Genomic DNA, 20,774 nt, shown 5'->3' with positions numbered 1-20,774 from the left:
CGTGGCCCCCACCGCCGCGGCCTCCGCGCCACAGGAGTCCGCACCGCCGCAGCCCACCCCCGGCACCCGGCCGACCGCCGCCGAGGCCACCGGCCCCGAGCTGGTGCAGCTGCGCGGCCCGGCCAAGGCCGTCGCGACCAACATGGACGCCTCGCTGGAGGTGCCGACCGCGACCTCGGTGCGCGCCGTTCCGGCCAAGCTGTTGATCGACAACCGCATCGTCATCAACAACCACCTGCAGCGCGCCCGCGGCGGCAAGGTCTCCTTCACCCACCTGATCGGCTACGCCCTGGTCCAGGCCGTCAAGGCCTCGCCGGGCATGAACCACAGCTACAAGGTGGAGGACGGCAAGTCCTACCTGGTCAAGCCCGAGCACGTGAACCTCGGCCTGGCCATCGACCTGGTCAAGCCGAACGGCGACCGCCAGCTCGTCGTCGCGGCCATCAAGAAGGCCGAGACCCTCGACTTCTTCGGCTTCTGGCAGGCCTACGAGGACATCGTCCGCCGGGCCCGCGCCAACAAGCTGACCATGGACGACTTCACCGGCGTCACGGTCTCGCTGACCAACCCCGGCGGCATCGGCACCGTGCACTCCGTGCCGCGCCTCATGCAGAACCAGGGCACCATCGTCGGCGTCGGCGCCATGGAGTACCCGGCCGAGTTCCAGGGCTCCGCCCCGGAGACCCTGGCCCGCCTCGGCGTCTCCAAGATCATGACGCTGACCTCGACCTACGACCACCGCGTCATCCAGGGCGCGGCGTCCGGCGAGTTCCTGCGCACGATCCACCAGCTGCTGCTTGGCCAGAACGGCTTCTACGACGAGATCTTCGAGTCGCTGCGGATCCCGTACGAGCCGGTCCGCTGGGCCACCGACGTCGCCACCACCCACGACGACGAGGTCAACAAGACCGCCCGCGTCATCGAGCTGATCCACTCCTACCGGGTCCGCGGCCACCTCATGGCCGACACCGACCCGCTGGAGTACAAGCAGCGCAAGCACCCCGACCTGGACGTCACCACCCACGGCCTCACCCTGTGGGACCTGGAGCGCGAGTTCGCGGTCGGCGGCTTCGGCGGCCAGCGGATGATGAAGCTCCGCGACATCCTCGGCCTGCTGCGCAACACCTACTGCCGCACCGTCGGCATCGAGTACATGCACATCCAGGACCCGACGCAGCGCAAGTGGCTGCAGGACCGCCTGGAGAAGCCGTACACCAAGCCCGAGCGCGAGGAGCAGCTGCGCATCCTGCGCCGGCTGAACTCCGCCGAGGCCTTCGAGACCTTCCTGCAGACCAAGTACGTCGGCCAGAAGCGCTTCTCGCTGGAGGGCGGCGAGTCGCTCATCCCGCTGCTCGACGCCACCATCGACGCCGCCGCCGAGCACCGCCTCGACGAGGCCGTCATCGGCATGGCCCACCGCGGCCGCCTCAACGTGCTGGCCAACATCGTCGGCAAGCCGTACGGCAAGATCTTCGGCGAGTTCGAGGGCAACCTCGACCCGAAGTCCATGCACGGCTCCGGCGACGTGAAGTACCACCTCGGCTCCGAGGGCACCTTCACCGGCCTGGACGGCGAGACCATCAAGGTCTCGCTCGCCGCGAACCCCTCCCACCTGGAGGCCGTGGACCCGGTCGTCGAGGGCATCGCCCGCGCCAAGCAGGACATCCTGGACCAGGGCGGCACCACCTTCCCGGTGCTGCCGATCCAGATCCACGGCGACGCGGCCTTCGCCGGCCAGGGCGTCGTCGCGGAGACCCTGAACATGTCGCAGCTGCGCGGCTACCGCACCGGCGGCACCGTGCACGTCGTGGTGAACAACCAGGTCGGCTTCACCGCCGCCCCGGCCTCCAGCCGTTCCTCGATGTACTGCACCGACGTGGCCCGCATGATCGAGGCCCCGATCTTCCACGTGAACGGCGACGACCCGGAGGCCGTGGTCCGCGTCGCGCGGCTCGCCTTCGAGTTCCGCCAGGAGTTCCACAAGGACGTGGTGATCGACCTCATCTGCTACCGCCGCCGCGGTCACAACGAGGCCGACAACCCGTCGTTCACCCAGCCGCTGATGTACGACCTGATCGACAAGAAGCGCTCGGTGCGCAAGCTGTACACCGAGGGCCTGATCGGTCGCGGCGACATCACCATGGAAGAGGCGGAGCAGGCGCTCCAGGACTTCCAGGGCCAGCTGGAGAAGGTCTTCGCCGAGGTCCGCGACGCCGCCCAGGCCCCGGCCGCCGCCACCGGTGGCAAGCCGGTCGCCGACTTCCCGGTCAACATCCAGACCGGCATCTCCCAGGAGATGGTCAAGCGGATCGCCGCCTCGCAGGTCAACCTGCCGGACTGGCTGACCGTCCACCCGCGTCTGCTGCCGCAGCTGCAGCGCCGCGCCGGCTCGGTCGAGGACAACACCATCGACTGGGCGATGGGCGAGACCCTCGCCATCGGCTCGCTGCTCATGGAGGGCCACCCGGTCCGCCTGGCCGGCCAGGACAGCCGCCGCGGCACCTTCGGCCAGCGGCACGCCGTCCTGATCGACCGGACCACCGGCGAGGACTACACCCCGCTGCAGTACCTCACCGAGGACCAGGCCCGCTACACCGTGTACGACAGCCTGCTGTCCGAGTACGCGGCGATGGGCTTCGAGTACGGCTACTCGCTGACCCGCCCGAACGCGCTGGTCATGTGGGAGGCGCAGTTCGGCGACTTCGTCAACGGCGCGCAGAGCGTGGTGGACGAGTACATCGCCTCCGCCGAGCAGAAGTGGGGCCAGCACTCGGGCGTCACCCTGCTGCTGCCGCACGGCTACGAGGGCCAGGGGCCGGACCACTCGTCCGCCCGCCCGGAGCGCTTCCTCCAGCTGTGCGCCCAGAACAACATGACGGTCGCCATGCCGACCCTGCCGTCGAACTACTTCCACCTGCTCCGCTGGCAGGCGCACAACCCGCACCACAAGCCGCTGGTCGTCTTCACCCCGAAGTCGATGCTGCGTCTGAAGGCCGCGGCGAGCGCCACCGAGGAGTTCCTGTCCGGCTCCTTCCGCCCGGTCATCGGCGACAGCACCGTCGACCCGGCACAGGTCCGCAAGGTGGTCATCACCGCCGGCAAGTTCTACTACGACCTGGAGGCGGCCCGCACCGAGCGCGGCGTCACCGACACCGCGATCGTCCGGGTCGAGCGGCTCTACCCGCTGCCGGTGGCCGAGCTCCAGGAGGAGCTGGCCCGCTACGGCGACGACGTCCAGTTCGTCTGGGCCCAGGAGGAGCCGGCCAACCAGGGTGCCTGGCCGTTCATCGCCATGAACCTGGTCGACCACCTGCAGGTCGTCATCGGCCGCAGCGCCAACGGCGCCCGGCTGCGCCGCGTCGCCCGCCCGGCCTCCTCGGCCCCGGCGGTCGGCTCGGCCAAGCGGCACGGTGCCGAGCAGCAGGCGCTGATCGAGGAGGTCTTCTCGCTCTGACCCGCCGGTTGCGACCGGCCGGTGGCGAGGCCCCCGGCAGTACGGCCCCCCGTTCCCCTGGACTCCAGGGGAACGGGGGGCCGCCGCCGTTTCCGGGCCGGGACCGGCCGAGGTGCACGGGCCGATGTGCACCGGCTGTGTGCGAAGGTCCCAGCTCTGCAACCAATGCGGCACCGACCTGCGCGGCTTCCTGACGGGTCGATAGGTTATGCCTCGCCAGACCGCCGCCCGGGCAAGCCCGTCGCCGCGCCCCTTCCCGGCGGTCGGTGGACCTCACCGCTCTCCCAGGGGGATCAACCGCATGACCGCCGAAACGCCACGGGACGCCGCCGCCGCGCCGCTCCCGCCGGTCTTCCAACCGCTGCTCCCGGACGACCCCCGGGAGGTCGGCGGCTACCGGCTGTTCGCCCGGCTCGGGGCCGGCGGCATGGGCCGGGTCTACCTCTCGTACACGCCGGGCGGCCGGCCGGTGGCGCTCAAGGTGGTCCGCCCGGAGTTCGCCGAGGACGGCGAGTTCCGCCGCCGGTTCGCCCAGGAGGTCTCCAACGCCCAGCGGATCCACGGCCTCTACACCGCCCAGGTGATCGACTCCGGCGGCCTGGACGGCGACGCCCCGTGGCTGGTCACCGCCTACGTCCCCGGCCCGTCCCTGCAGCAGGTGGTGCGGGAGAACGGCGCGCTGCCGGTGCGCACCGTGCTGCTGCTGATGGGCGGCATCGCCGAGGCCCTGCAGGCGATCCACAGCGTCGAGGTGGTCCACCGCGACCTCAAGCCGGCCAATGTGCTGGTGGCCGGCGACGGCCCGCGGGTGATCGACTTCGGCATCGCCCGGGCCGCCGACGCCACCGCGCTCACCGGCACCGGCTACCGGATCGGCTCGCCCGCCTTCATGTCGCCCGAGCAGGCCCAGGGCAGCCCGGTCACCCCGGCCACCGACGTGTTCGCGCTCGGCGCGCTGGCCGCGTACGTGGCCGGCGGCGCCCCGCCGTTCGGCGACGGCCCGGACACCGCCGTGCTCTACCGGGTGGTGCACGAGCAGCCCGACCTGGACGCCGTCCCGGCCGGACTGCGCGAGCTGATCCTGCGCTGCCTGGCGAAGTCCCCCGAGGACCGGCCCCGGCCCGCCGAGATCATCGACGTCGCCCGCAACCACCCCAGCGTCGGCGGCCAGCTGCGGTTCTCCGACGACTGGCTGCCCAAGCAGGTCAACACCGAGATCACCCGCCGCTCGGACCTGCCGAAGACCCCGCCCACCCCGCTGCCGGCCGCGCCCGCCGCGCCGCCCGCTCCCCCGGCGGCCCCTCCGACGGCTCCTCCGACAGCTCCTCCGACGGCTCCTCCGACGGCTCCCCCGGCCGCGCCGGTGGCCGCGCCCACCGCGCCGTCCTTCGGTCCGCCGCCGCCCGGCTACGGCCCCGCCCGGCCGGACACCCCGCCGCCCGGCTTCGTGCCGCCGCCGCTCGGCGCGTACGGCGCCGCCCAGGTGCCCACCGAGGCCCCGGCCGGCCCACTGCTCGGCGCCCCGCCGACCGTCCAGCTGCGCCCGGAGCCGCCGTCCTACGACACCCCGCCGCCCGGGCCGGTGGTCACCGACACCCCCTCACCGGAACCGGCCCGCAAGGGCGGCGTCTCCTGGAAGGTGCTGCTGACCGTCGCCCTGGTGATGGCGCTCGGCGGCACGGCCGGCGGCGTGGTGCTGATGTCCAAGCTCGGCGGGAAGAGCGACGACAGGCAGAACACCGCCGCCGACACCCCGAAGAGCACCCAGCCCGCCGCCCCGCCGGCCAGCGCGCCCGCCGCCACCACCCCGGCCGCGAGCACTCCGCCCGCGTCGGGCGGCGACCCGGCCCCGACCGCCACCGCCTCCCCCTCGAAGTCCGCGTCGGCCGCTTCGCCGACCGCCTCCGCGACCCGCCCCGCGAAGTACGTGGAGGTCTACACGGACCAGGTGCTGTCCATCCCGCCGAGCGCCAACTACGAGTTCGACCTCAAGAACGGCAAGGTCGTGCCCGCCGGCACGGCGGACTGGAAGGTCGGCACCCTCGGCGCCGAGTTCCGGCTGAGCGAGAAGAGCGACGCCTACGTCGCCAAGGACAACGGCCCGCTCACGCCGGAGTCCTGCGCCGCCGGCATCGACCGCGAGCCGGCCGCCAACTTCAAGTTCGACAACCTGCCGGTGGACCGCCAGTTCTGCGTCCGCCAGCGGGCCTCGGGCTCGATCGTCGTGCTGAAGGTCGTCAAGCTCGGCGACAGCGACGGTGCGGCCACCTGCTCCCTCACCTACTACCGCAACGACGGCTGACCGCGTTCTATCCTGACCAGGTCGAATCCCCATCGGACCGGAGCGAACCGTGTACTTCACCGACCGCGGCATCGAGGAACTGGAGAGCCGGCGCGGCGACGAGGAGGTCACCTTCGAGTGGCTGGCCGAGCGCCTACGCGAGTTCGTCGACCTCAACCCGGACTTCGAGGTCCCGGTCGAGCGGCTGGCCACCTGGCTGGCGCGGCTCGACGACGAGGACGACGAGTGATCCGCTGACCCGGTGAACGGCCGTCGTCCGGGGCCCGGAGGCAACCGCCTCCGGGCCCCTTCGCATGCCCACCACGGGGCTCCCCGTAGGGGCCGACGTCCGGGTCCGCTCCGGGTCGGCCTCGGGGTGGGACGCCCTTGACTTCGCCGTCACGCGATATATCGTCTTCAGGAGAGACAACGCGATACATCGCGAGTTCCGAACGGGAGGCGGCAGAGATGAGCCAGTGGACGGTCGAAGGACCCGACAGGATCACCATCGAGGAGACGGTCCGGACCCTGCAGGTGCGCACGGTCGACGGCACGGTCAACGTGGTCGCCGCCGACGGTCCCGCCCGGCTGGAGGTCACCGAGCTCACGGGCGAGCCGCTGCACGTCACCCTGGTCGACGGCGTCCTCACGGTCACCTACAAGGACCTCAGCAGCTGGAACGAGTTCGGCGACGTCCTGAAGTCGGTCGACTCGGTGAAGGGCTTCTTCTCCTCCTTCAAGCACAAGCGGATCGCCGCCGTCACCCTGACCGTGCCGGCCGGCACCGAGGTCAAGGTCGGCACCGTCTCCGCCGCGACGACGGTCTCCGGTTTCACCGGGCACGTCTCGACGCAGACCGCCAACGCGGACGTCACCCTGGTCGGCCTGGCCGGGCAGACCGACGCCAAGACCGTCACCGGCGACGTGGACGCCCAGTCGGTGTCCGGCCGGCTGCAACTGAACACCGTCTCCGGCCGGCTCACCGTGGTGGCCGGCACCGCCGAGAAGGTGTCCGCCAACGCCGTCACCGGCGCGGTCACCCTGGACCTGGCCGGCGTCACCCCGACCGAGATCAAGGTCAAGACGGTCAGCGGCGCGGTCGGCGTCCGGCTCCCCTCGCCGGCCGACACCAAGGTCGAGGCCGGCACCACCAGCGGCGACCTCTCCTCCAGCTTCGACGAGCTCAAGGTCGGCGGCAGCTGGGGCACCAAGCGCCTCTCCGGCCAACTCGGCGACGGCAGGGGCAGCCTCTCGGTCACCACCGTCTCCGGCGCGGTCACCGTGCTGCAGCGGCCGGACGCCGACGACGACGCCCAGGTGGTCGTCCGGGAGCTGCCCACCGCGGAGGGTCCGTCCACCGGCCCCGACCTCACCAAGGAGTCCTGACATGACCCCCGTCTTCGGCCACGGCCGGCTCCGGCTCTACCTGCTGAAGCTGCTCGACGAGGCCCCGCGCCACGGCTACGAGGTGATCCGCCTGCTGGAGGAGCGCTTCCAGGGCCTGTACGCGCCCTCCGCCGGCACCGTCTACCCGCGGCTGGCCAAGCTGGAGCAGGAGGGCCTGGTCGCGCACAGCACCGAGGGCGGCCGCAAGGTCTACCGGCTCACCGACGCGGGCCGCACCGAACTCGCCGCCCGGCAGGGCGAGCTCGACGAGCTGGAGGTCGAGATCCGCGACTCGGTGGCCCAGCTGGCCGGGGCGATCCGCGAGGACGTCCGGAACAGCGCCCAGGACCTGCGCGAGCAGCTCTGGAGCGACGCCGAGCAGGCCCGGAAGAACGCCCCGCGGCCGGAGGCGGCGGACGGTGACGGGGGTGCCGGCAGCCCGTGGGCCGGACCGTGGGGCGAGCAGGCGGCCTGGCAGCGCGCCAAGGAGGAGTTCGCCGAGTTCAAGCGGCAGGCCCGGGAGCAGGCCAAGCGGGCCAAGGAGCAGGAGAAGGCCGCCAAGGCCAAGGCCAAGGCGGCCGAGGAGGAGGCCCGTCGGCTGCGCGAGCAGTCCCGGGCGGCGCGGACGGCGGCCCAGCAGGAGGCGCTGCGGATCAAGCGCCGGGTCGAGCAGCAGGTGCGCGAGCACGCGACGCGCGGCGACTGGCCGACCGGGCTGGCCGAGGGGCTCTCCGAGCTGACCAAGGGGCTGGCCGGGCTGGCCGACGCGGCCCGCTGGGGCCACCCGTCGGACGAGCGGGCCGAGAAGGACGAGAACGCCGGGACGGCGCGGCCCCCGGCCGGTGCGCCCGGCACCGAGCGGATCACCGTCACCCGGATCGACCTGGACAAGGACGAGCCGGCCGGTGCGGCCCCGGCCGATCTGCCGCCGTGGACCGCCACCGACCCGTCCGGCGACCCGGCCCGGGAGCTGGAGCGGCTGCTCGACCGCTTCCGCGACCAGGTCCGCGACGCGGCCCGGGACGGCGGGGTGACGCCCGACGGCCTCGCCGAGGCCCGCGGTCTGCTCGGCGAGGCCGGCGAGCGGTTGAAGCGCCTGCTCGGCTGAACCGGAGCCCGGGCGCCCGGCACCCCGCTTGGGTGCCGGGCGCCGGCCTGTCAGGACATCAGGTGGTCAGGGCATCAGACGGTCAGATGGTCAGGGGGTGAGGACGATCTTGCCGAAGACGTCGCCCCCGGCCATCCGGGCGAAGGCCTCCGGCGCCCCGGCCAGCGGCAGCACCGAGTCGATCACCGGGCGGACGCCGGTGGTGGCGCAGAACGAGAGCAGCCCGGCCAGCTCCTCCTTGGTGCCCATGGTCGAGCCGACCACCTTCAGCTCCAGGAAGAAGATCCGGTTCAGCTCGGCCGCCGCCGGGTTGGGCCCCGAGGTGGCGCCGGAGATGACGATCGTGCCGCCCGGGCGCAGCGACTTCACCGAGTGCGACCAGGTGGCCGCGCCGACCGTCTCCAGCACCGCGTCCACCCGCTCGGGCAGCCGGGCCCCGCTCGGGAAGGCCGCGTCGGCGCCCAGCTCCACCGCCCGGGCCCGCTTGGCCTCGTCCCGGCCGGTGACCCAGACCCGCAGGCCCGCCGCCCGGCCGAGGACCACCAGCGCGGTGGACACCCCGCCGCCGGCGCCCTGCACCAGGACGGTGTCACCGGGCTTCACCCCGGCGTTGGTGAACAGCATCCGATAGGCCGTCAGCCAGGCGGTGGGCAGGCAGGCGGCCTCCTCGAAGGAGAGCGCGGCGGGCTTGGGCAGCAGGTTCCAGGTGGGGACCGCCACCTGCTGGGCGAAGGTGCCCTGGTAGCGCTCGGTGAGGATCGAGCGGGGCTCGTCCGGCCCGACCCCGTGCCCGCTCTGGCCGATCACCGAGTGCAGCACCACCTCGTTGCCGTGCTCGTCGACACCGGCGGCGTCGCAGCCGAGGATCATCGGCAGCTTCCCGGCGGGCAGGCCGACCCCGCGCAGGGACCAGAGGTCGTGGTGGTTCAGGCTGGCGGCCCTGACCGTGACCACGCTCCACCCGGGGCGGGCCTGCGGTTCGGGGCGCTCGCCGAGCTCCAGCCCGCTCAGCGGGTCGTCGGCGTCGATTCGTGCGGCGTAGGCGGCAAACATGCCCCGGACGATAGCCAGAACGGCCCCGGGCCCGGAACAACGCGAAGCTGTGACGCGTGTCCCGGGCCCGGGCGGGGTGTTCCTGACGCTCTCCCGCCGACTACCGGCGCGCGACGCCCTCCGCGCGGGCGGCCTCGGCGACGGCCTTGCTGACGGCCGGCGCGACCCGCTCGTCGAACGGCGAGGGGATGACCTTCTGCGGCGTCAGCTCGTCGGCCACGACGCCCGCCAGCGCCTTGGCGGCGGCCAGCTTCATGCCCTCGGTGATCCGGGTGGCCCGGACCTGCAGCGCGCCCGCGAAGATGCCCGGGAAGGCCAGCACGTTGTTGATCTGGTTCGGGAAGTCGCTGCGCCCGGTGGCCACCACGGCCGCGTACTTGTGCGCGACCTCGGGGTGGATCTCCGGGGTGGGGTTGGCCATGGCGAAGACGAACGCGCCCTCGGCCATGGTCGCGACGACCGGCTCCGGCACGGTGCCGCCGGAGACGCCGATGAAGACGTCGGCGCCGGCCATCGCGTCGGCCAGGGTGCCCTTGAGGCCGGTGCGGTTGGTCAGCCCGGCGATCTCCGCCTTGACGTCGGTGAGGTCCTCGCGGCCCTGGTGCACCACGCCCTTGCGGTCGCAGACGGCCACGTCGCCGATGCCGGCGGCGAGCAGCATCTTGGCGATGGCGATGCCGGCCGCGCCGGCGCCGGAGATGACGGCCCGCAGCGAGCCGAGCTCCCGGCCGGTCACCTTGGCGGCGTTCCAGAGCGCGGCGGTGGTGACGATGGCGGTGCCGTGCTGGTCGTCGTGGAAGACCGGGATGTCCAGGGCCTCCTGGAGCCGGCGCTCGATCTCGAAGCAGCGCGGGGCGGAGATGTCCTCCAGGTTGACGCCGCCGAAGGAGGGGGCCAGCCGGACCACGGTCTCGACGATCTCGTCGACCTCGGTGCAGGCCAGCGCGATCGGGACCGCGTCCACGCCGCCGAACTGCTTGAACAGGATCGCCTTGCCCTCCATGACGGGCAGCGAGGCCTCCGGGCCGATGTCGCCCAGGCCCAGCACGGCGGTGCCGTCGGTGACCACGGCCACCGTGTTGGACTTCCAGGTGTAGTCGTTCACGAGCTCGGGCTGCTCGGCGATGGCCGTGCAGACGCGGGCGACACCGGGGGTGTAGGCGAGGGACAGGTCGTCCGCGTCGCGCACCGGGACGGTCGCCCGGACCTCCATCTTGCCGCCACGGTGGAGCGCGAACACGGCGTCGACCGGATCGTCGGTGTCCTGGGTACTGCTGTGGATGATCTCCGCTGCCACGATGACCTCTTCGTCATTGATCGAGCGAGGACACCCGCCGACGGAGCGGACGACCCGGCCGGTTCCGGCTTCCGGCGACCGGTGGCCGGTAACCGGAACCCGGGAACGCCGAAGCGCCCCCGGGAAAGGCTGGGTCGGGGCGCCGCCGTCGGACGAGCGCCCTCGGATGAGGGTTTATGGATTTGTCTGCGTTGGTCCGCGCTGTGCTTCCGGGCCGAGCGTAGGTCGGACGAGGGCATCGCACCCATGCCTTTTCGTCCAAGTCACATGGTTGTCATACGCCTCACAGCCACCTGGCAGTACCAGGCGCGTGAGAACCGGGCCCCGGCGCGGCAATGGCGGACGCAGCACGCACACCCGCAGGAGTGAACGCAGACGCGGAGGGGAGGCCGGTGCCTCGGATACGGAGTCGTCGTCCTGGACTTCCGTTCCTGCGCACCCCGAGCCTGTTGCGGCCCGGCGGTCTGGTTCGAGCGTCGGGGGTCACCCGGTACCGAATTCTGACACACCCGGCGCCGGGCCCGGCAGGCCGGGATGGGAGGATCCGTTCTTCCGCCATCTCGCGTACACCTCCGCGACGCCGCGGCGCCGTCCCCTCCCTCCCACAGGAGCAACCGATGCACCAGCGTGCCCACTCCCGCCGCCCGGCCGTCACCGCGCTCGCCCTCGCCACCGCCGGAGCACTGCTGCTGAGCGGCTGCGGAGGGGAGGAGACGGCGGCCAAGGACCCGGTCCAGGAGATCAGGGCGAAGCTGCCGAAGGCACAGCAGTCGGCGAAGGTGCTGCGGATCGGGATGGACGTCAACTACCCGCCGGTGGAGTTCCGGGGCGCCGACGGCAAGCCGGACGGTCTGGATCCGGACATCGCGGCGGCACTCGGCCGGATCCTGGACCTGCGGATCGAGTACGTCGACACGCCCTTCGACAAACTCCTGCCGGATCTCCACGCCAAGCAGTTCGACGTGGTGATGTCCGCGCTCAGCGACATCCGCCAGCGCCGTGAGGGCGTGGACGAGGCCGGCAAGCCGGCCGGCCAGCCGGTGGACTTCGTCGACTACTTCATCGCCGGCACCTCGATGGTGGTCGCCAAGGGCAACCCGAAGGGCATCCGCACCCTGGACGACCTCTGCGGCAAGACCGTCGCGGTGCAGTCCGGCACCACCCAGGAGGAGATCCTCGCCCGCCAGACCACCGCCTGCACCCGGACCGGCAAGCCGCTCACCGTGCACAAGTTCGACACCGACCCCAAGGCGCTGGCCGAGGTGGCCGCCGGCACCGCGCACGCGGGCCTGAACGACTTCCCGGTGGCGGCGTACGCGGCGAGGACCACCGACGGCGGCAACCGCCTGGAGGTGGTGACCGGCTCGCAGTCCCGGTCCAACCCGTACGGGATCGCGCTGCGCAAGGAGGACGCCCAACTGCGCGACGTGCTGGCGAAGGCGGTCGACCAGCTGATCCGCAGCGGTGAGTACGACAAGATCCTCGCCAAGTGGGACGTCGCCGCGGGCGCGGCCCAGAACGCGGTGGTCAACGGGGGCATCTGAGCGGTCCGGGCCGGGCACCGGCGGGGCCCGGCCCGTCACGCGGGGGACTACGAGGTGGTCTGCATACTTATGCACGGAGTGACAGGGACACGGAATTCGTCCGAATAGCGGACGGCATGGCCCCCCGTTATCCGATTTTGATCTGAATCAGGGCCACCCGACCGTCATCAGATGGCAGGATTCCCCCCATCTCGGATCGAGCCGGCCACTGGTCGAGGCGGCCCGATCGACGCCCACCTCGGCGGACGGTGGCGGAGACGCAGTACCTGGAACCACCCCAGCGCAGTTCTCCCAGCCCCACCCGTACAGCGCCGTACGGCCTTTGCTGCCCCGGTACGCCGCTCCCCCGCGGCGCCCCCGCCCGACCTCTCCCTCAGGAGGAGATCCCCCATGATCGTCCGCACCCAGCGCACCCGTCTCCTCGCCACCGCGGCGGTGCTCGCGTCCGCGTCGCTCGTGCTGACCGCCTGCGGCAGCAGCAAGTCCTCCTCCAACAGCGGTGGCGCGGGCGCCAATCCGAGCGCCAGCGTCGCCGCGGTGACCGCCGACCCGGCGCTCGCCCCGCTGGTCCCGGCCGACCTCAAGAGTTCGGGCAAGCTCGTCGTCGCCGCCGACGCCTCCTACGCGCCCAACGAGTTCAAGGACGACAAGGGCAACATCGTCGGCCTCGACGTCGACCTGGCCGACGCGATCGCCAAGAAGCTCGGCCTGGCCGTCGACGTGCAGAACGCCGACTTCACCTCGATCATCCCGGGCATCACCGCGAAGAAGTACCAGCTCGGCATGAGCTCCTTCACCGACACCAAGGAGCGCGAGCAGACCGTCGACATGGTCAGCTACTTCACCGCCGGCAGCGCCGTCGCGGTCAAGAAGGGCAATCCGGACAAGATCGACCCGAAGGACCTCTGCGGCAAGAAGGTCGCCGTCCAGACCGGCACCACCCAGGCCCAGGAGATCACCGACGTCCGCAACCCGGAGTGCGGCAAGGCGGGCAAGCCGGCCATCCCGAACGACGGCGACAAGTTCACCCTGCAGACCGACGTGACCACCGCGCTGGTCTCCGGCCGCGACCAGGTGATGATGGCCGACTCCCCGGTCGTCGACTACGCGATCAAGCAGACCAACGGCCAGCTGGAGAAGCTCGGCGACACCTACGACAGCGCGCCCTACGGCGTCGTCGTCGACAAGGGCTCGCCGCTCGGCGCGGCCGTCCAGGGCGCCGTCCAGTCGCTGATCGCCGACGGCACCTACAAGCAGATCCTCGCCAAGTGGGGCGTCGAGGCCGGCGCGATCTCCAAGTCCGAGATCAACGCCGCCAAGAGCTGATTCCGCGCACCACCACACCCCCCTGAGGCCCCAAGGTGAATTCTTCCGAGCAGGGGGCGGTGAAATCGGGACGGCCTGAGACCATCAAGGCCGTCCCGGTGCGCCACCCCGGACGCTGGGCCGGAGCCGCCGTCATCGCCGTTCTCGCGGCGATGCTGCTCCACGCCCTGATCTTCAACCCCGCGTTCCAGTGGGACGTCGTCACGGACACGCTGCAGAACGAGCAGATCCTGCACGGCATCGGCGTGACCCTGGAGCTGACCGTCCTGTCCATGCTGATGGGCGTGGCCGGCGGCGTGCTCCTCGCGATCATGCGGCTCTCGCCGAACCCGCTGCTGTCGGGGACGGCCTGGTTCTACATCTGGATCTTCCGCGGCACCCCCGTCCTGGTGCAGCTGGTGTTCTGGAACTTCCTGGGCGCCCTGTGGCCGAGGCTCTCCCTCGGCATCCCGTTCGGGCCGGAGTTCTGGTCCGAGTCGACCAACACCCTGATCCCCACCTTCACCGCCGCCCTGCTCGGCCTCGGCCTCAACGAGGCGGCGTACATGGCGGAGATCGTCCGCGGCGGCATCCAGTCGGTGGACGAGGGCCAGACCGAGGCCGCCCACGCGCTGGGCATGAGCCGCGCGGCCGCGCTGCGCCGGATCGTGCTCCCGCAGGCGATGCGGGTCATCATCCCGCCGACCGGCAACGAGACCATCTCGATGCTGAAGACCACCTCGCTGGTCCAGGTCATCTCGCTGTCCGAGCTGTTCACCGCCGGCCACGACATCTACTCGCGGACCTTCCAGACCATCCCGGTGCTGGTCGCGGTCAGCATCTACTACCTGATCATGACCTCGATCCTCACGGTGGGGCAGTACTACATCGAGCGGCACTACGCTCGTGGTGCGAACCGGACCCTGCCGCCCACCCCGCTCCAGCGGCTGCGGCTGCTGTTCGGCGGCCGGCCCGCCCCGAAGGCCAAGAACGACGTGGTCCCCGGACTCGAGGGAGGCGGCCACGTATGACCGACCTGACCAAGACCCCCGCCGGCGCCGCCGCCGGCACCCCCATGGTGAAGGCCGAGGGCGTCCACAAGTCCTACGGCCAGGTCGAGGTGCTCAAGGGCATCGACCTGGAGGTCCGGCAGAACGAGGTGTTCTGCCTGGTCGGCCCGTCCGGCTCCGGCAAGTCGACCTTCCTGCGCTGCATCAACCACCTGGAGAAGATCAACGGCGGCCGCCTCTGGGTGGACGGCGAGCTGGTCGGCTACCGGCAGCGCGGCGACAAGCTCTACGAGCTCAAGGACCGCGAGGTCGCGCTCAAGCGGCGGGACATCGGCATGGTGTTCCAGCGCTTCAACCTCTTCCCGCACATGACCGCGGTGGAGAACGTCATGGAGGCGCCGGTCCAGGTCAAGCGCGAGTCCAAGGCCGCGGCGCGGGAGAACGCCATGGCCCTGCTGGAGCGGGTCGGCCTGGCCGCCAAGGCCGGGAACTACCCGTCCCAGCTCTCCGGCGGCCAGCAGCAGCGGGTGGCCATAGCGCGGGCGCTCGCCATGAAACCCAAGCTGATGCTCTTCGACGAGCCGACCTCGGCGCTCGACCCCGAGCTGGTCGGCGAGGTGCTCGACGTCATGCGCGGGCTCGCCGACGAGGGGATGACCATGATCGTGGTCACCCATGAGATGGGCTTCGCCCGCGAGGTCGGCGACGCGCTGGTCTTCATGGACGGCGGCGTGGTCGTCGAGTCCGGCAACCCCCGCGAGGTGCTCACCGACCCGAAGCACGAGCGCACCCGCGCCTTCCTCTCCAAGGTGCTCTGAGCGCACCGCCCCCGCGGCGCCCGGCCGGCAGGTCCTGCCGGGCGCCGCCGCTTTCCCGCTTTCCCCCTTCAGGTAATAGGCTGGAGGCAATCAGCCCGTTACCGCCCTGTGGAAGGACCACCGTGGAGCTCGCCTCGTACGCCGATCTGGCCGTCCGGCTGGTGAACACCGAGGAGCCCGAGCGCGGCACCGACTCGCTGACCTCGGTGGACGCGGTGCGCGGGCTGTTCTCCGACGCCGCCCGGGCCCGCGACCTCGCCGACGAGTCCGACCTGCCCCGGCTGCGGGCCGTCCGCACCCGGCTGCGCGGGGTCTTCGAGGCCGCCGCCGAGGGCGAGGAGATCCGCAGCGTCGACCTGCTGAACAGCCTGCTGATGGAGTTCCCGGTCAGCCCGCTGGTCTCCGGGCACGACTACCTGGACGAGGCCGGCCGGCCCCGCTGGCACCTGCACCTCGCCGACAACTCCCCCACCGCCACGGCACACTTCAGCGCCGTCGCCTGCATGGGCCTGGCCGTCCACCTGACCGGGCTGGGCGCCGACCGGCTCGGCATCTGCCAGGCCGCGCCCTGCCGCAACGCCTACCTGGACACCTCCACCAACCGGTCCCGCCGGTACTGCTCGGACCGCTGCGCGACCCGCGCCAACGTCGCCGCCTACCGCGCCCGCAAGCGCCTGGAGGCCGCCGCGGCGGCTGCCGACGCGTCCTAGGGCCGCTTCAGGAGCCGGGCAGCTCCTCCGGGCGGACCCAGACACCGAGGCGGCGGGCCAGCCCGGGGATCCGCGCCAGCGGGCCGGAGAGCAGCAGCCGCTCCAGCCGGCGGCCGGGGGCCAGCCAGGCCGGGCGCGGGCGCAGCCGCAACAGCACCCGGCCGAGCACCAGTTCGTCCGGCACCGCGCCGTAGCTGCGGCTGTCGCTGTCCACCGGCCGGTTGTCGGAGAGCAGCCACCAGCCCTTGGGCCGCCGGCCGTCGGCCCGCTTGACCACCAGCAGGTTCTGCTGGAACGGGTGGCGGAAGACCACCACCGCGCCGGGCCGGATCCGTGCGCCGTACCGCACCAGCAGCTGATCGCCGTCACGCAGGGTCGGCACCATCGAGTCCCCCGCCACGTCGATCAGCCCGAACGGCGCGCCGCCCGCCGGGGGTCCGTCCTCCGGTTCCGCGCTCCGTGCCACGACTCCTCCTCCCGGCCGGCGTCCCGCCGAGTCCCGCTGTCGCACACCAGTCTGCCGCACGGACCGTCACCCGCCGATGTCCGGATTCACCCGGTTCCGGCTCCGTCTTTTGCCCTAGGCCCGCCGCCCGACCGAGAAACCACAGGGGCCGAAGGGTAATCTCGGGCCCGGGAAGACGATCTAAGGAAGGACTCCCCATGCTCTCTCGTCTGTTTGCACCGCGCGCCACCGCCCACGCCCACTGCGACCTGCCCTGCGGCGTCTACGACCCGGCTCAGGCCCGCATCGAGGCCGAGTCCGTCAAGGCCACCCAGGAGAAGTACCAGGCCAACGAGGACCCGCACTTCCGCGCCCGCGCCATCATCATCAAGGAGCAGCGCGCCGAGACCGTCAAGCACCACATCTCGGTGCTGTGGAGCGACTACTTCAAGGCCCCGCACTTCGAGAAGTACCCGCAGCTGCACCAGCTGATCAACGACACCCTGAAGGCCGCCTCGGCCGCCAAGGCGTCCACCGACCCGGCCACCGGCCAGGCGCTGCTCGACCTCATCGCCGAGGTCGACAAGATCTTCTGGGAGACCAAGCAGGGCTGATCCCGCCCGCGCCGTCTCCGACCGCCCCCGTCCGCACCCCGGACGGGGGCGGTCGCGCGTTGTGAACGGCCTCACTGCACCGGTAAGGGTTGCCTACCCTGAGCGCTTGTTATGCTGCCAGGGCGTCCAGAGGGGGAAGCCGGTGCGAATCCGGCGCTGACCCGCAACGGTAAACGGTGCCCCGTGCCCGTGAGCCCGATCGCCCGAGGACGCCGACCTCCCGACAACTCGCCGTGGACTGCGAGGGGATGGCGCCCCGGCACACCCGCGCCCGGGCGCGCCGCCCCGCGCCGTCCGCGGCCGGACGCAAGGCGCACCCACGTGAGCAGCACCGCGACCGCACCGGCCACCGCCGCCCCACCGGGTCCGCGCCGAACACCCGCGGTCCCGCTGGCCGCCGTCCTCGCCGTGGCACTGCTGCTCTCGCTGGTCTGCGCGGTCGCCGTGGGCTCCTCCGGACTCGGCTGGGGCCAGGTCCTGCGGCTGCTGCGGGCCGGGCTGACGGGCGGCCGGCTGGAGGCCGACGAGGCCGCCGCCTACGCGATCGTCTGGGAGATCCGGCTGCCGCGCGCCGTGCTGGCCGCCGTGGTCGGCGCCGGACTCGCCGCCACCGGGGTCGCCGTCCAGGCGATGGTCCGCAACGCGCTCGCCGACCCGTTCGTGCTCGGCATCTCCTCCGGCGCCTCGGTCGGCGCCAACGCCGTGCTGATGCTGGGCGCCTTCGCCTCGCTCGGCGTCTGTGCGATCTCCGTCTCCGCCTTCGCCGCCGCCCTGCTCGCCATGGTGCTGGTCTACCTGACGGCCCGTAGCGCCCACGGGCTCACCCCGCTGCGGCTGGTGCTCACCGGCACCGCGATGTCCTACGGCTTCTCCGCGGTGACGGCGCTGATGGTCTTCGCCGCCGCCCGCGGCGAGGCCGCCCGCTCCGCCATGATGTGGCTGCTCGGCAGCCTCGGCGGAGCCACCTGGGGCTCGGTGCCGATCGCCGCCGTCACCGTGCTGGCCGGGCTGGCCTATCTGGCCTGCGCCGCCGGGCGGTTGGACGCGCTGGCGATGGGCGACGAGACGGCCGCCTCGCTCGGCGTGGACCCGGACCGGCTGCGCCGCGAGCTGTTCGTGGTCACCGCGGCCGTCACCGGCACCGTGGTCGCGGTCAGCGGGGCGATCGGCTTCGTCGGGCTGATGATCCCGCACCTGACCCGGATGCTGGTCGGCGCGGGCCACCGCCTGGTGCTGCTGATCGCGCCGCTCGCCGGGGCGCTGCTGCTCGTCTGGGTGGACATCGTCTCCCGCACCCTGCTGGCGCCCGCCGAGCTGCCGGTCGGCGTGGTCACCGCGGCCGTCGGGGTGCCGTGCTTCCTGCTGCTGATGCGCCGCCGCGGCTACTCCTTCGGCGGTGGCCGATGAGCACCGCCACCCCCGCCACCGACGCCGCCACCGACCCCGCCGCCCTGGACCTCGCCGTCGACCGGGTCTCGGTCGAGCTGGCCGGCGTCCGGCTGGTCCACGACGTCACGCTGACCGCCGCCGCCGGCCAGGTGGTCGGCCTGATCGGCCCCAACGGCAGCGGCAAGTCCACCCTGCTGCGCTGCGTCTACCGGGCGTTGAAGCCCGCCGCCGGCGCCGTCCTGCTGGGCGGGGACGACCTGCACGCGCTGGCCCCGCGCGAGGCCGCCCGGCGGGTGGCGGCGCTGCCGCAGGAGCACTCCGCCGAGTTCGACTTCACCGTGGCCGAGGTGGTCGGCATGGGCCGGCTGCCGCACCGGCGCGGCGCCCTGGCCGGGCCGTCCGGCGGCGACGAGGACCGCTGCGCCGGGGCACTGCGCCGGGTCGGCGCCGCCCACCTGGCCGCCCGGGGCTTCCTGAGCCTGTCCGGCGGCGAGAAGCAGCGGGTGCTGATCGCCCGCGCGCTGGTCCAGGAGCCCCGGGTGCTGGTCCTCGACGAGCCCACCAACCACCTGGACATCGCCCACCAGCTGGAGGTGCTGGCGCTGGTCCGCGAGGCCGGCCCGACGGTGCTCACCGCGCTGCACGACCTCAATCTGGCCGCCGGGCACTGCGACCTGCTGTACGTGGTCGTGGACGGCCGGATCGTCGCCTCCGGGCCGCCCGCCGAGGTGCTCGAACCCGGCCTGCTGGCCGAGGTGTTCAAGGTCCGCGCGACGCCCGTGCGGCACCCGGTCACCGGCGCCGTCCAGCTGCTCCTCGACCGCCTGCCCTGACCGCTCCCCGCCCCTCCCCGACCCGTCCTACCGAGGATCCCCATGCGCACCAAGGCCGTTGCCTCCGCCGCCCTGCTCGCCCTCGTGCTCACCGGCTGCGGCGCCGAGATCGCCCCGAGCGGCGACGGCGCCACCGCCGCCTCCGCCCACTACCCGGTGACCGTCGACAACTGCGGCACCGGGCTCACCTTCAAGGAGAAGCCGGCCCGCACGGTGACCAACGACGTCGGCATCACCGAGCTGATGTTCGCACTCGGCCTGGAGGACCGGATGGCCGGCTACGTGATGCCGGACGACAAGGGCCAGGTCGACAAGGTCGCCTGGAAGGACGGCTACCAGCGGGCCAAGTGGCTCTCCAAGGACCAGATCACCAAGGAGACCGTCCTGGAGGCCGGGGCCGACCTGGTCTTCGCCGGCTGGCACTACGGCTTCGACGAGGGGAAGGGCTTCACCCCGCAGACGCTGTCCGGCCTGGGCATCGGCTCCTACGTGCTCACCGAGTCCTGCCGCAGCGGCAAGGGCACCGAGCGCGGGGTGATGGGCCCGCTCGACGCGCTGTACACCGACCTCGTCAACCTGGGCGAGATCTTCGACGTCCGGGACCGGGCCGACCGGCTGGTCGCCGACTTCAAGGCGCGGATCGCCGCCGTCCCCGAGCCCGCGCACCGCCCCGACGTCTTCCTGTACGACAGCGGCGAGGACAAGCCGTACACCTCGGGCCGGTTCGCCGCCCCGCAGGAGATCATCGCCAAGGCCGGCGGCCGCAACGTGATGGACGACGTCGCCGACTCCTGGACCACGGTGGGCTGGGAGAGCGTGGTCCGGCGCGACCCCGAGGTGATCGTGATCAACAACTACGGCACCCCGGACGCCGAGGCCAAGCGCAAGTTCCTGAAGTCCTTCCCGCCGCTGGCCGGCGTCTCGGCCGTCCGCAACGACCGGATCTTCGTGCTCGACTACGTCGACCTGGTCGAGAGCCCGCGCAACCCCGCCGCGATCACCGCCCTGGCGGAGTACCTGCGGACCGTCCCGGCCCGCTGAGCCGGGGCCGTCCGCACCGCCGTCCGCGCCGCCTCCGGCCGGTTCCGACGGGCGTACGCTCAACAGTACGAGCCGACGGAACCGACCGGAGGAGCGAGAACATGACCACCATGGCCGCACCGTCCGCCTTCGACGTCCGGGCCCTGCGCGAGGGCATCGAACGCGCCGACGCCGGGGCCCTGCTGGCGCTCTACGCGGACGACGCCGAACTGCGCGTGGTCGACCGCAAGACCCAGCCCAGCCACCCGCTGGTGATGCACGGGCGGGACGAGATCGGCGCGATGCTGGACGACCTCTACGCCCGCGAGATGAGCCACACCCTGGAACAGGTGGTGGTCCAGGAGGACCGCCTCGCCTTCCTGGAGTCCTGCCGCTACCCGGACGGGGTCCGGGTGCTGGTCAGCTCCACCGCCGAGCTTCGCGACGGCCGGATCGCCGACCAGACCTCCGTCCAGGTCTGGGACGAGAACGAACCCGCCCAGTAGG

At 72.3% G+C, this 20,774-nt stretch carries 18 protein-coding genes and 1 riboswitch; of the genes, 15 read left to right on the top strand and 3 right to left on the bottom strand.

Going from position 1 to position 20,774, the window contains the following annotated elements; translation table 11 throughout:
• The 5 genes from ACFVVU_RS13490 to ACFVVU_RS13470 form a co-directional block, all read left to right on the top strand.
• Positions 1 to 3,454 (top strand): multifunctional oxoglutarate decarboxylase/oxoglutarate dehydrogenase thiamine pyrophosphate-binding subunit/dihydrolipoyllysine-residue succinyltransferase subunit (locus ACFVVU_RS13490; RefSeq protein WP_387789819.1); only part of this gene is annotated, 3,454 nt, incomplete at its 5' end.
• Between the two features lie 301 nt (positions 3,455 to 3,755).
• Positions 3,756 to 5,756, top strand: a complete 2,001-nt coding sequence (locus ACFVVU_RS13485; RefSeq protein WP_387789817.1) for a serine/threonine-protein kinase — start codon at positions 3,756 to 3,758, stop codon at positions 5,754 to 5,756.
• Between the two features lie 49 nt (positions 5,757 to 5,805).
• Complete coding sequence (locus tag ACFVVU_RS13480; RefSeq protein WP_030309148.1) at positions 5,806 to 5,985, top strand: DUF6104 family protein; 180 nt, start codon at positions 5,806 to 5,808, stop codon at positions 5,983 to 5,985.
• Positions 5,986 to 6,203: 218 nt separating this feature from the next.
• Positions 6,204 to 7,121: a DUF4097 domain-containing protein gene (locus tag ACFVVU_RS13475; protein WP_387789815.1), complete on the top strand. Its 918-nt coding sequence runs from the start codon at positions 6,204 to 6,206 to the stop codon at positions 7,119 to 7,121.
• 1 nt (position 7,122) lies between these two features.
• The gene (locus ACFVVU_RS13470) at positions 7,123 to 8,229 is read left to right on the top strand and encodes a PadR family transcriptional regulator (protein WP_380714723.1); all 1,107 of its coding nucleotides are present in this window, start codon (positions 7,123 to 7,125) and stop codon (positions 8,227 to 8,229) included.
• 90 nt (positions 8,230 to 8,319) lie between these two features.
• On the opposite strand, the gene ACFVVU_RS13465 is transcribed toward ACFVVU_RS13470, so the two are convergent.
• Positions 8,320 to 9,282: a zinc-binding dehydrogenase gene (locus tag ACFVVU_RS13465; RefSeq protein WP_380687326.1), complete on the bottom strand. Its 963-nt coding sequence runs from the start codon at positions 9,280 to 9,282 to the stop codon at positions 8,320 to 8,322.
• A 100-nt stretch (positions 9,283 to 9,382) separates the two neighbouring features.
• Positions 9,383 to 10,579 (bottom strand): NADP-dependent malic enzyme, encoded by a 1,197-nt coding sequence (locus ACFVVU_RS13460; RefSeq protein ID WP_380687328.1) that lies wholly within the window; start codon positions 10,577 to 10,579, stop codon positions 9,383 to 9,385.
• A gap of 617 nt (positions 10,580 to 11,196) precedes the next feature.
• On the opposite strand from ACFVVU_RS13460, the gene ACFVVU_RS13455 reads away from it, so the two are divergent.
• The 5 genes from ACFVVU_RS13455 (at position 11,197) to ACFVVU_RS13435 (ending at position 15,966) form a co-directional block, all read left to right on the top strand.
• The gene (locus ACFVVU_RS13455; RefSeq protein WP_380687330.1) at positions 11,197 to 12,123 is read left to right on the top strand and encodes an ABC transporter substrate-binding protein; all 927 of its coding nucleotides are present in this window, start codon (positions 11,197 to 11,199) and stop codon (positions 12,121 to 12,123) included.
• 390 nt (positions 12,124 to 12,513) lie between these two features.
• On the top strand, positions 12,514 to 13,449 hold the full coding sequence (locus ACFVVU_RS13450) for an ABC transporter substrate-binding protein (protein WP_380687331.1): 936 nt from the start codon (positions 12,514 to 12,516) through the stop codon (positions 13,447 to 13,449).
• A 59-nt stretch (positions 13,450 to 13,508) separates the two neighbouring features.
• Complete coding sequence (locus tag ACFVVU_RS13445) at positions 13,509 to 14,459, top strand: amino acid ABC transporter permease (RefSeq protein ID WP_355363960.1); 951 nt, start codon at positions 13,509 to 13,511, stop codon at positions 14,457 to 14,459.
• A complete protein-coding gene (locus ACFVVU_RS13440; RefSeq protein WP_380687333.1) occupies positions 14,456 to 15,256 on the top strand; it encodes an amino acid ABC transporter ATP-binding protein in 801 nt (266 codons plus the stop codon). Before ACFVVU_RS13445 ends, ACFVVU_RS13440 begins: the two co-directional genes overlap by 4 nt.
• A 122-nt stretch (positions 15,257 to 15,378) precedes the next feature.
• Positions 15,379 to 15,966 (top strand): CGNR zinc finger domain-containing protein, encoded by a 588-nt coding sequence (locus ACFVVU_RS13435; protein ID WP_380690233.1) that lies wholly within the window; start codon positions 15,379 to 15,381, stop codon positions 15,964 to 15,966.
• 7 nt (positions 15,967 to 15,973) lie between these two features.
• Here ACFVVU_RS13435 and sodX read toward each other — a convergent pair whose 3' ends face one another.
• A complete protein-coding gene (gene sodX, locus ACFVVU_RS13430; protein ID WP_355363951.1) occupies positions 15,974 to 16,432 on the bottom strand; it encodes a nickel-type superoxide dismutase maturation protease in 459 nt (152 codons plus the stop codon).
• Positions 16,433 to 16,629: 197 nt separating this feature from the next.
• Here sodX and sodN point away from each other — a divergent pair, with 197 nt between their 5' ends.
• The 5 genes from sodN (at position 16,630) to ACFVVU_RS13405 (ending at position 20,773) form a co-directional block, all read left to right on the top strand.
• Positions 16,630 to 17,025, top strand: coding sequence for a superoxide dismutase, Ni (gene sodN, locus ACFVVU_RS13425; RefSeq protein WP_355363948.1), 396 nt, complete (start codon positions 16,630 to 16,632; stop codon positions 17,023 to 17,025).
• A gap of 130 nt (positions 17,026 to 17,155) precedes the next feature.
• A riboswitch (cobalamin riboswitch) is annotated at positions 17,156 to 17,230 on the top strand.
• A gap of 116 nt (positions 17,231 to 17,346) precedes the next feature.
• Positions 17,347 to 18,432 (top strand): FecCD family ABC transporter permease, encoded by a 1,086-nt coding sequence (locus ACFVVU_RS13420; protein WP_387789811.1) that lies wholly within the window; start codon positions 17,347 to 17,349, stop codon positions 18,430 to 18,432.
• Entirely contained in the window at positions 18,429 to 19,247 is an 819-nt protein-coding gene (locus ACFVVU_RS13415; protein ID WP_387789809.1) for an ABC transporter ATP-binding protein, read from the top strand. Before ACFVVU_RS13420 ends, ACFVVU_RS13415 begins: the two co-directional genes overlap by 4 nt.
• A 42-nt stretch (positions 19,248 to 19,289) precedes the next feature.
• The gene (locus ACFVVU_RS13410) at positions 19,290 to 20,288 is read left to right on the top strand and encodes an ABC transporter substrate-binding protein (protein ID WP_380686292.1); all 999 of its coding nucleotides are present in this window, start codon (positions 19,290 to 19,292) and stop codon (positions 20,286 to 20,288) included.
• A gap of 101 nt (positions 20,289 to 20,389) precedes the next feature.
• Entirely contained in the window at positions 20,390 to 20,773 is a 384-nt protein-coding gene (locus tag ACFVVU_RS13405) for a nuclear transport factor 2 family protein (RefSeq protein ID WP_380686294.1), read from the top strand.
• The last annotated feature ends 1 nt before the right edge of the window (position 20,774 follow it).

Source organism: Kitasatospora sp. NPDC057965, assembly GCF_042887135.1.
In the GTDB taxonomy this organism is placed as follows: Bacteria; Actinomycetota; Actinomycetes; order Streptomycetales; family Streptomycetaceae; genus Kitasatospora.
Note: the sequence above shows the minus strand (reverse complement) of the source record. Positions and strands in the feature narration are given on the sequence as shown.

What these genes read in the sequence shown, in the direction of transcription:
- ACFVVU_RS13485 (WP_387789817.1), top strand. Translation starts at nt 3,756, where the DNA reads ATGACCGCCGAAACGCCACGGGACGCCGCCGCCGCGCCGCTCCCGCCG.
- ACFVVU_RS13475 (WP_387789815.1), top strand. Translation starts at nt 6,204, where the DNA reads ATGAGCCAGTGGACGGTCGAAGGACCCGACAGGATCACCATCGAGGAG.
- ACFVVU_RS13470 (WP_380714723.1), top strand. Translation starts at nt 7,123, where the DNA reads ATGACCCCCGTCTTCGGCCACGGCCGGCTCCGGCTCTACCTGCTGAAG.
- ACFVVU_RS13465 (WP_380687326.1), bottom strand. Translation starts at nt 9,282, where the DNA reads ATGTTTGCCGCCTACGCCGCACGAATCGACGCCGACGACCCGCTGAGC.
- ACFVVU_RS13455 (WP_380687330.1), top strand. Translation starts at nt 11,197, where the DNA reads ATGCACCAGCGTGCCCACTCCCGCCGCCCGGCCGTCACCGCGCTCGCC.
- ACFVVU_RS13450 (WP_380687331.1), top strand. Translation starts at nt 12,514, where the DNA reads ATGATCGTCCGCACCCAGCGCACCCGTCTCCTCGCCACCGCGGCGGTG.
- ACFVVU_RS13440 (WP_380687333.1), top strand. Translation starts at nt 14,456, where the DNA reads ATGACCGACCTGACCAAGACCCCCGCCGGCGCCGCCGCCGGCACCCCC.
- sodN (WP_355363948.1), top strand. Translation starts at nt 16,630, where the DNA reads ATGCTCTCTCGTCTGTTTGCACCGCGCGCCACCGCCCACGCCCACTGC.
- ACFVVU_RS13415 (WP_387789809.1), top strand. Translation starts at nt 18,429, where the DNA reads ATGAGCACCGCCACCCCCGCCACCGACGCCGCCACCGACCCCGCCGCC.
- ACFVVU_RS13410 (WP_380686292.1), top strand. Translation starts at nt 19,290, where the DNA reads ATGCGCACCAAGGCCGTTGCCTCCGCCGCCCTGCTCGCCCTCGTGCTC.
- ACFVVU_RS13405 (WP_380686294.1), top strand. Translation starts at nt 20,390, where the DNA reads ATGACCACCATGGCCGCACCGTCCGCCTTCGACGTCCGGGCCCTGCGC.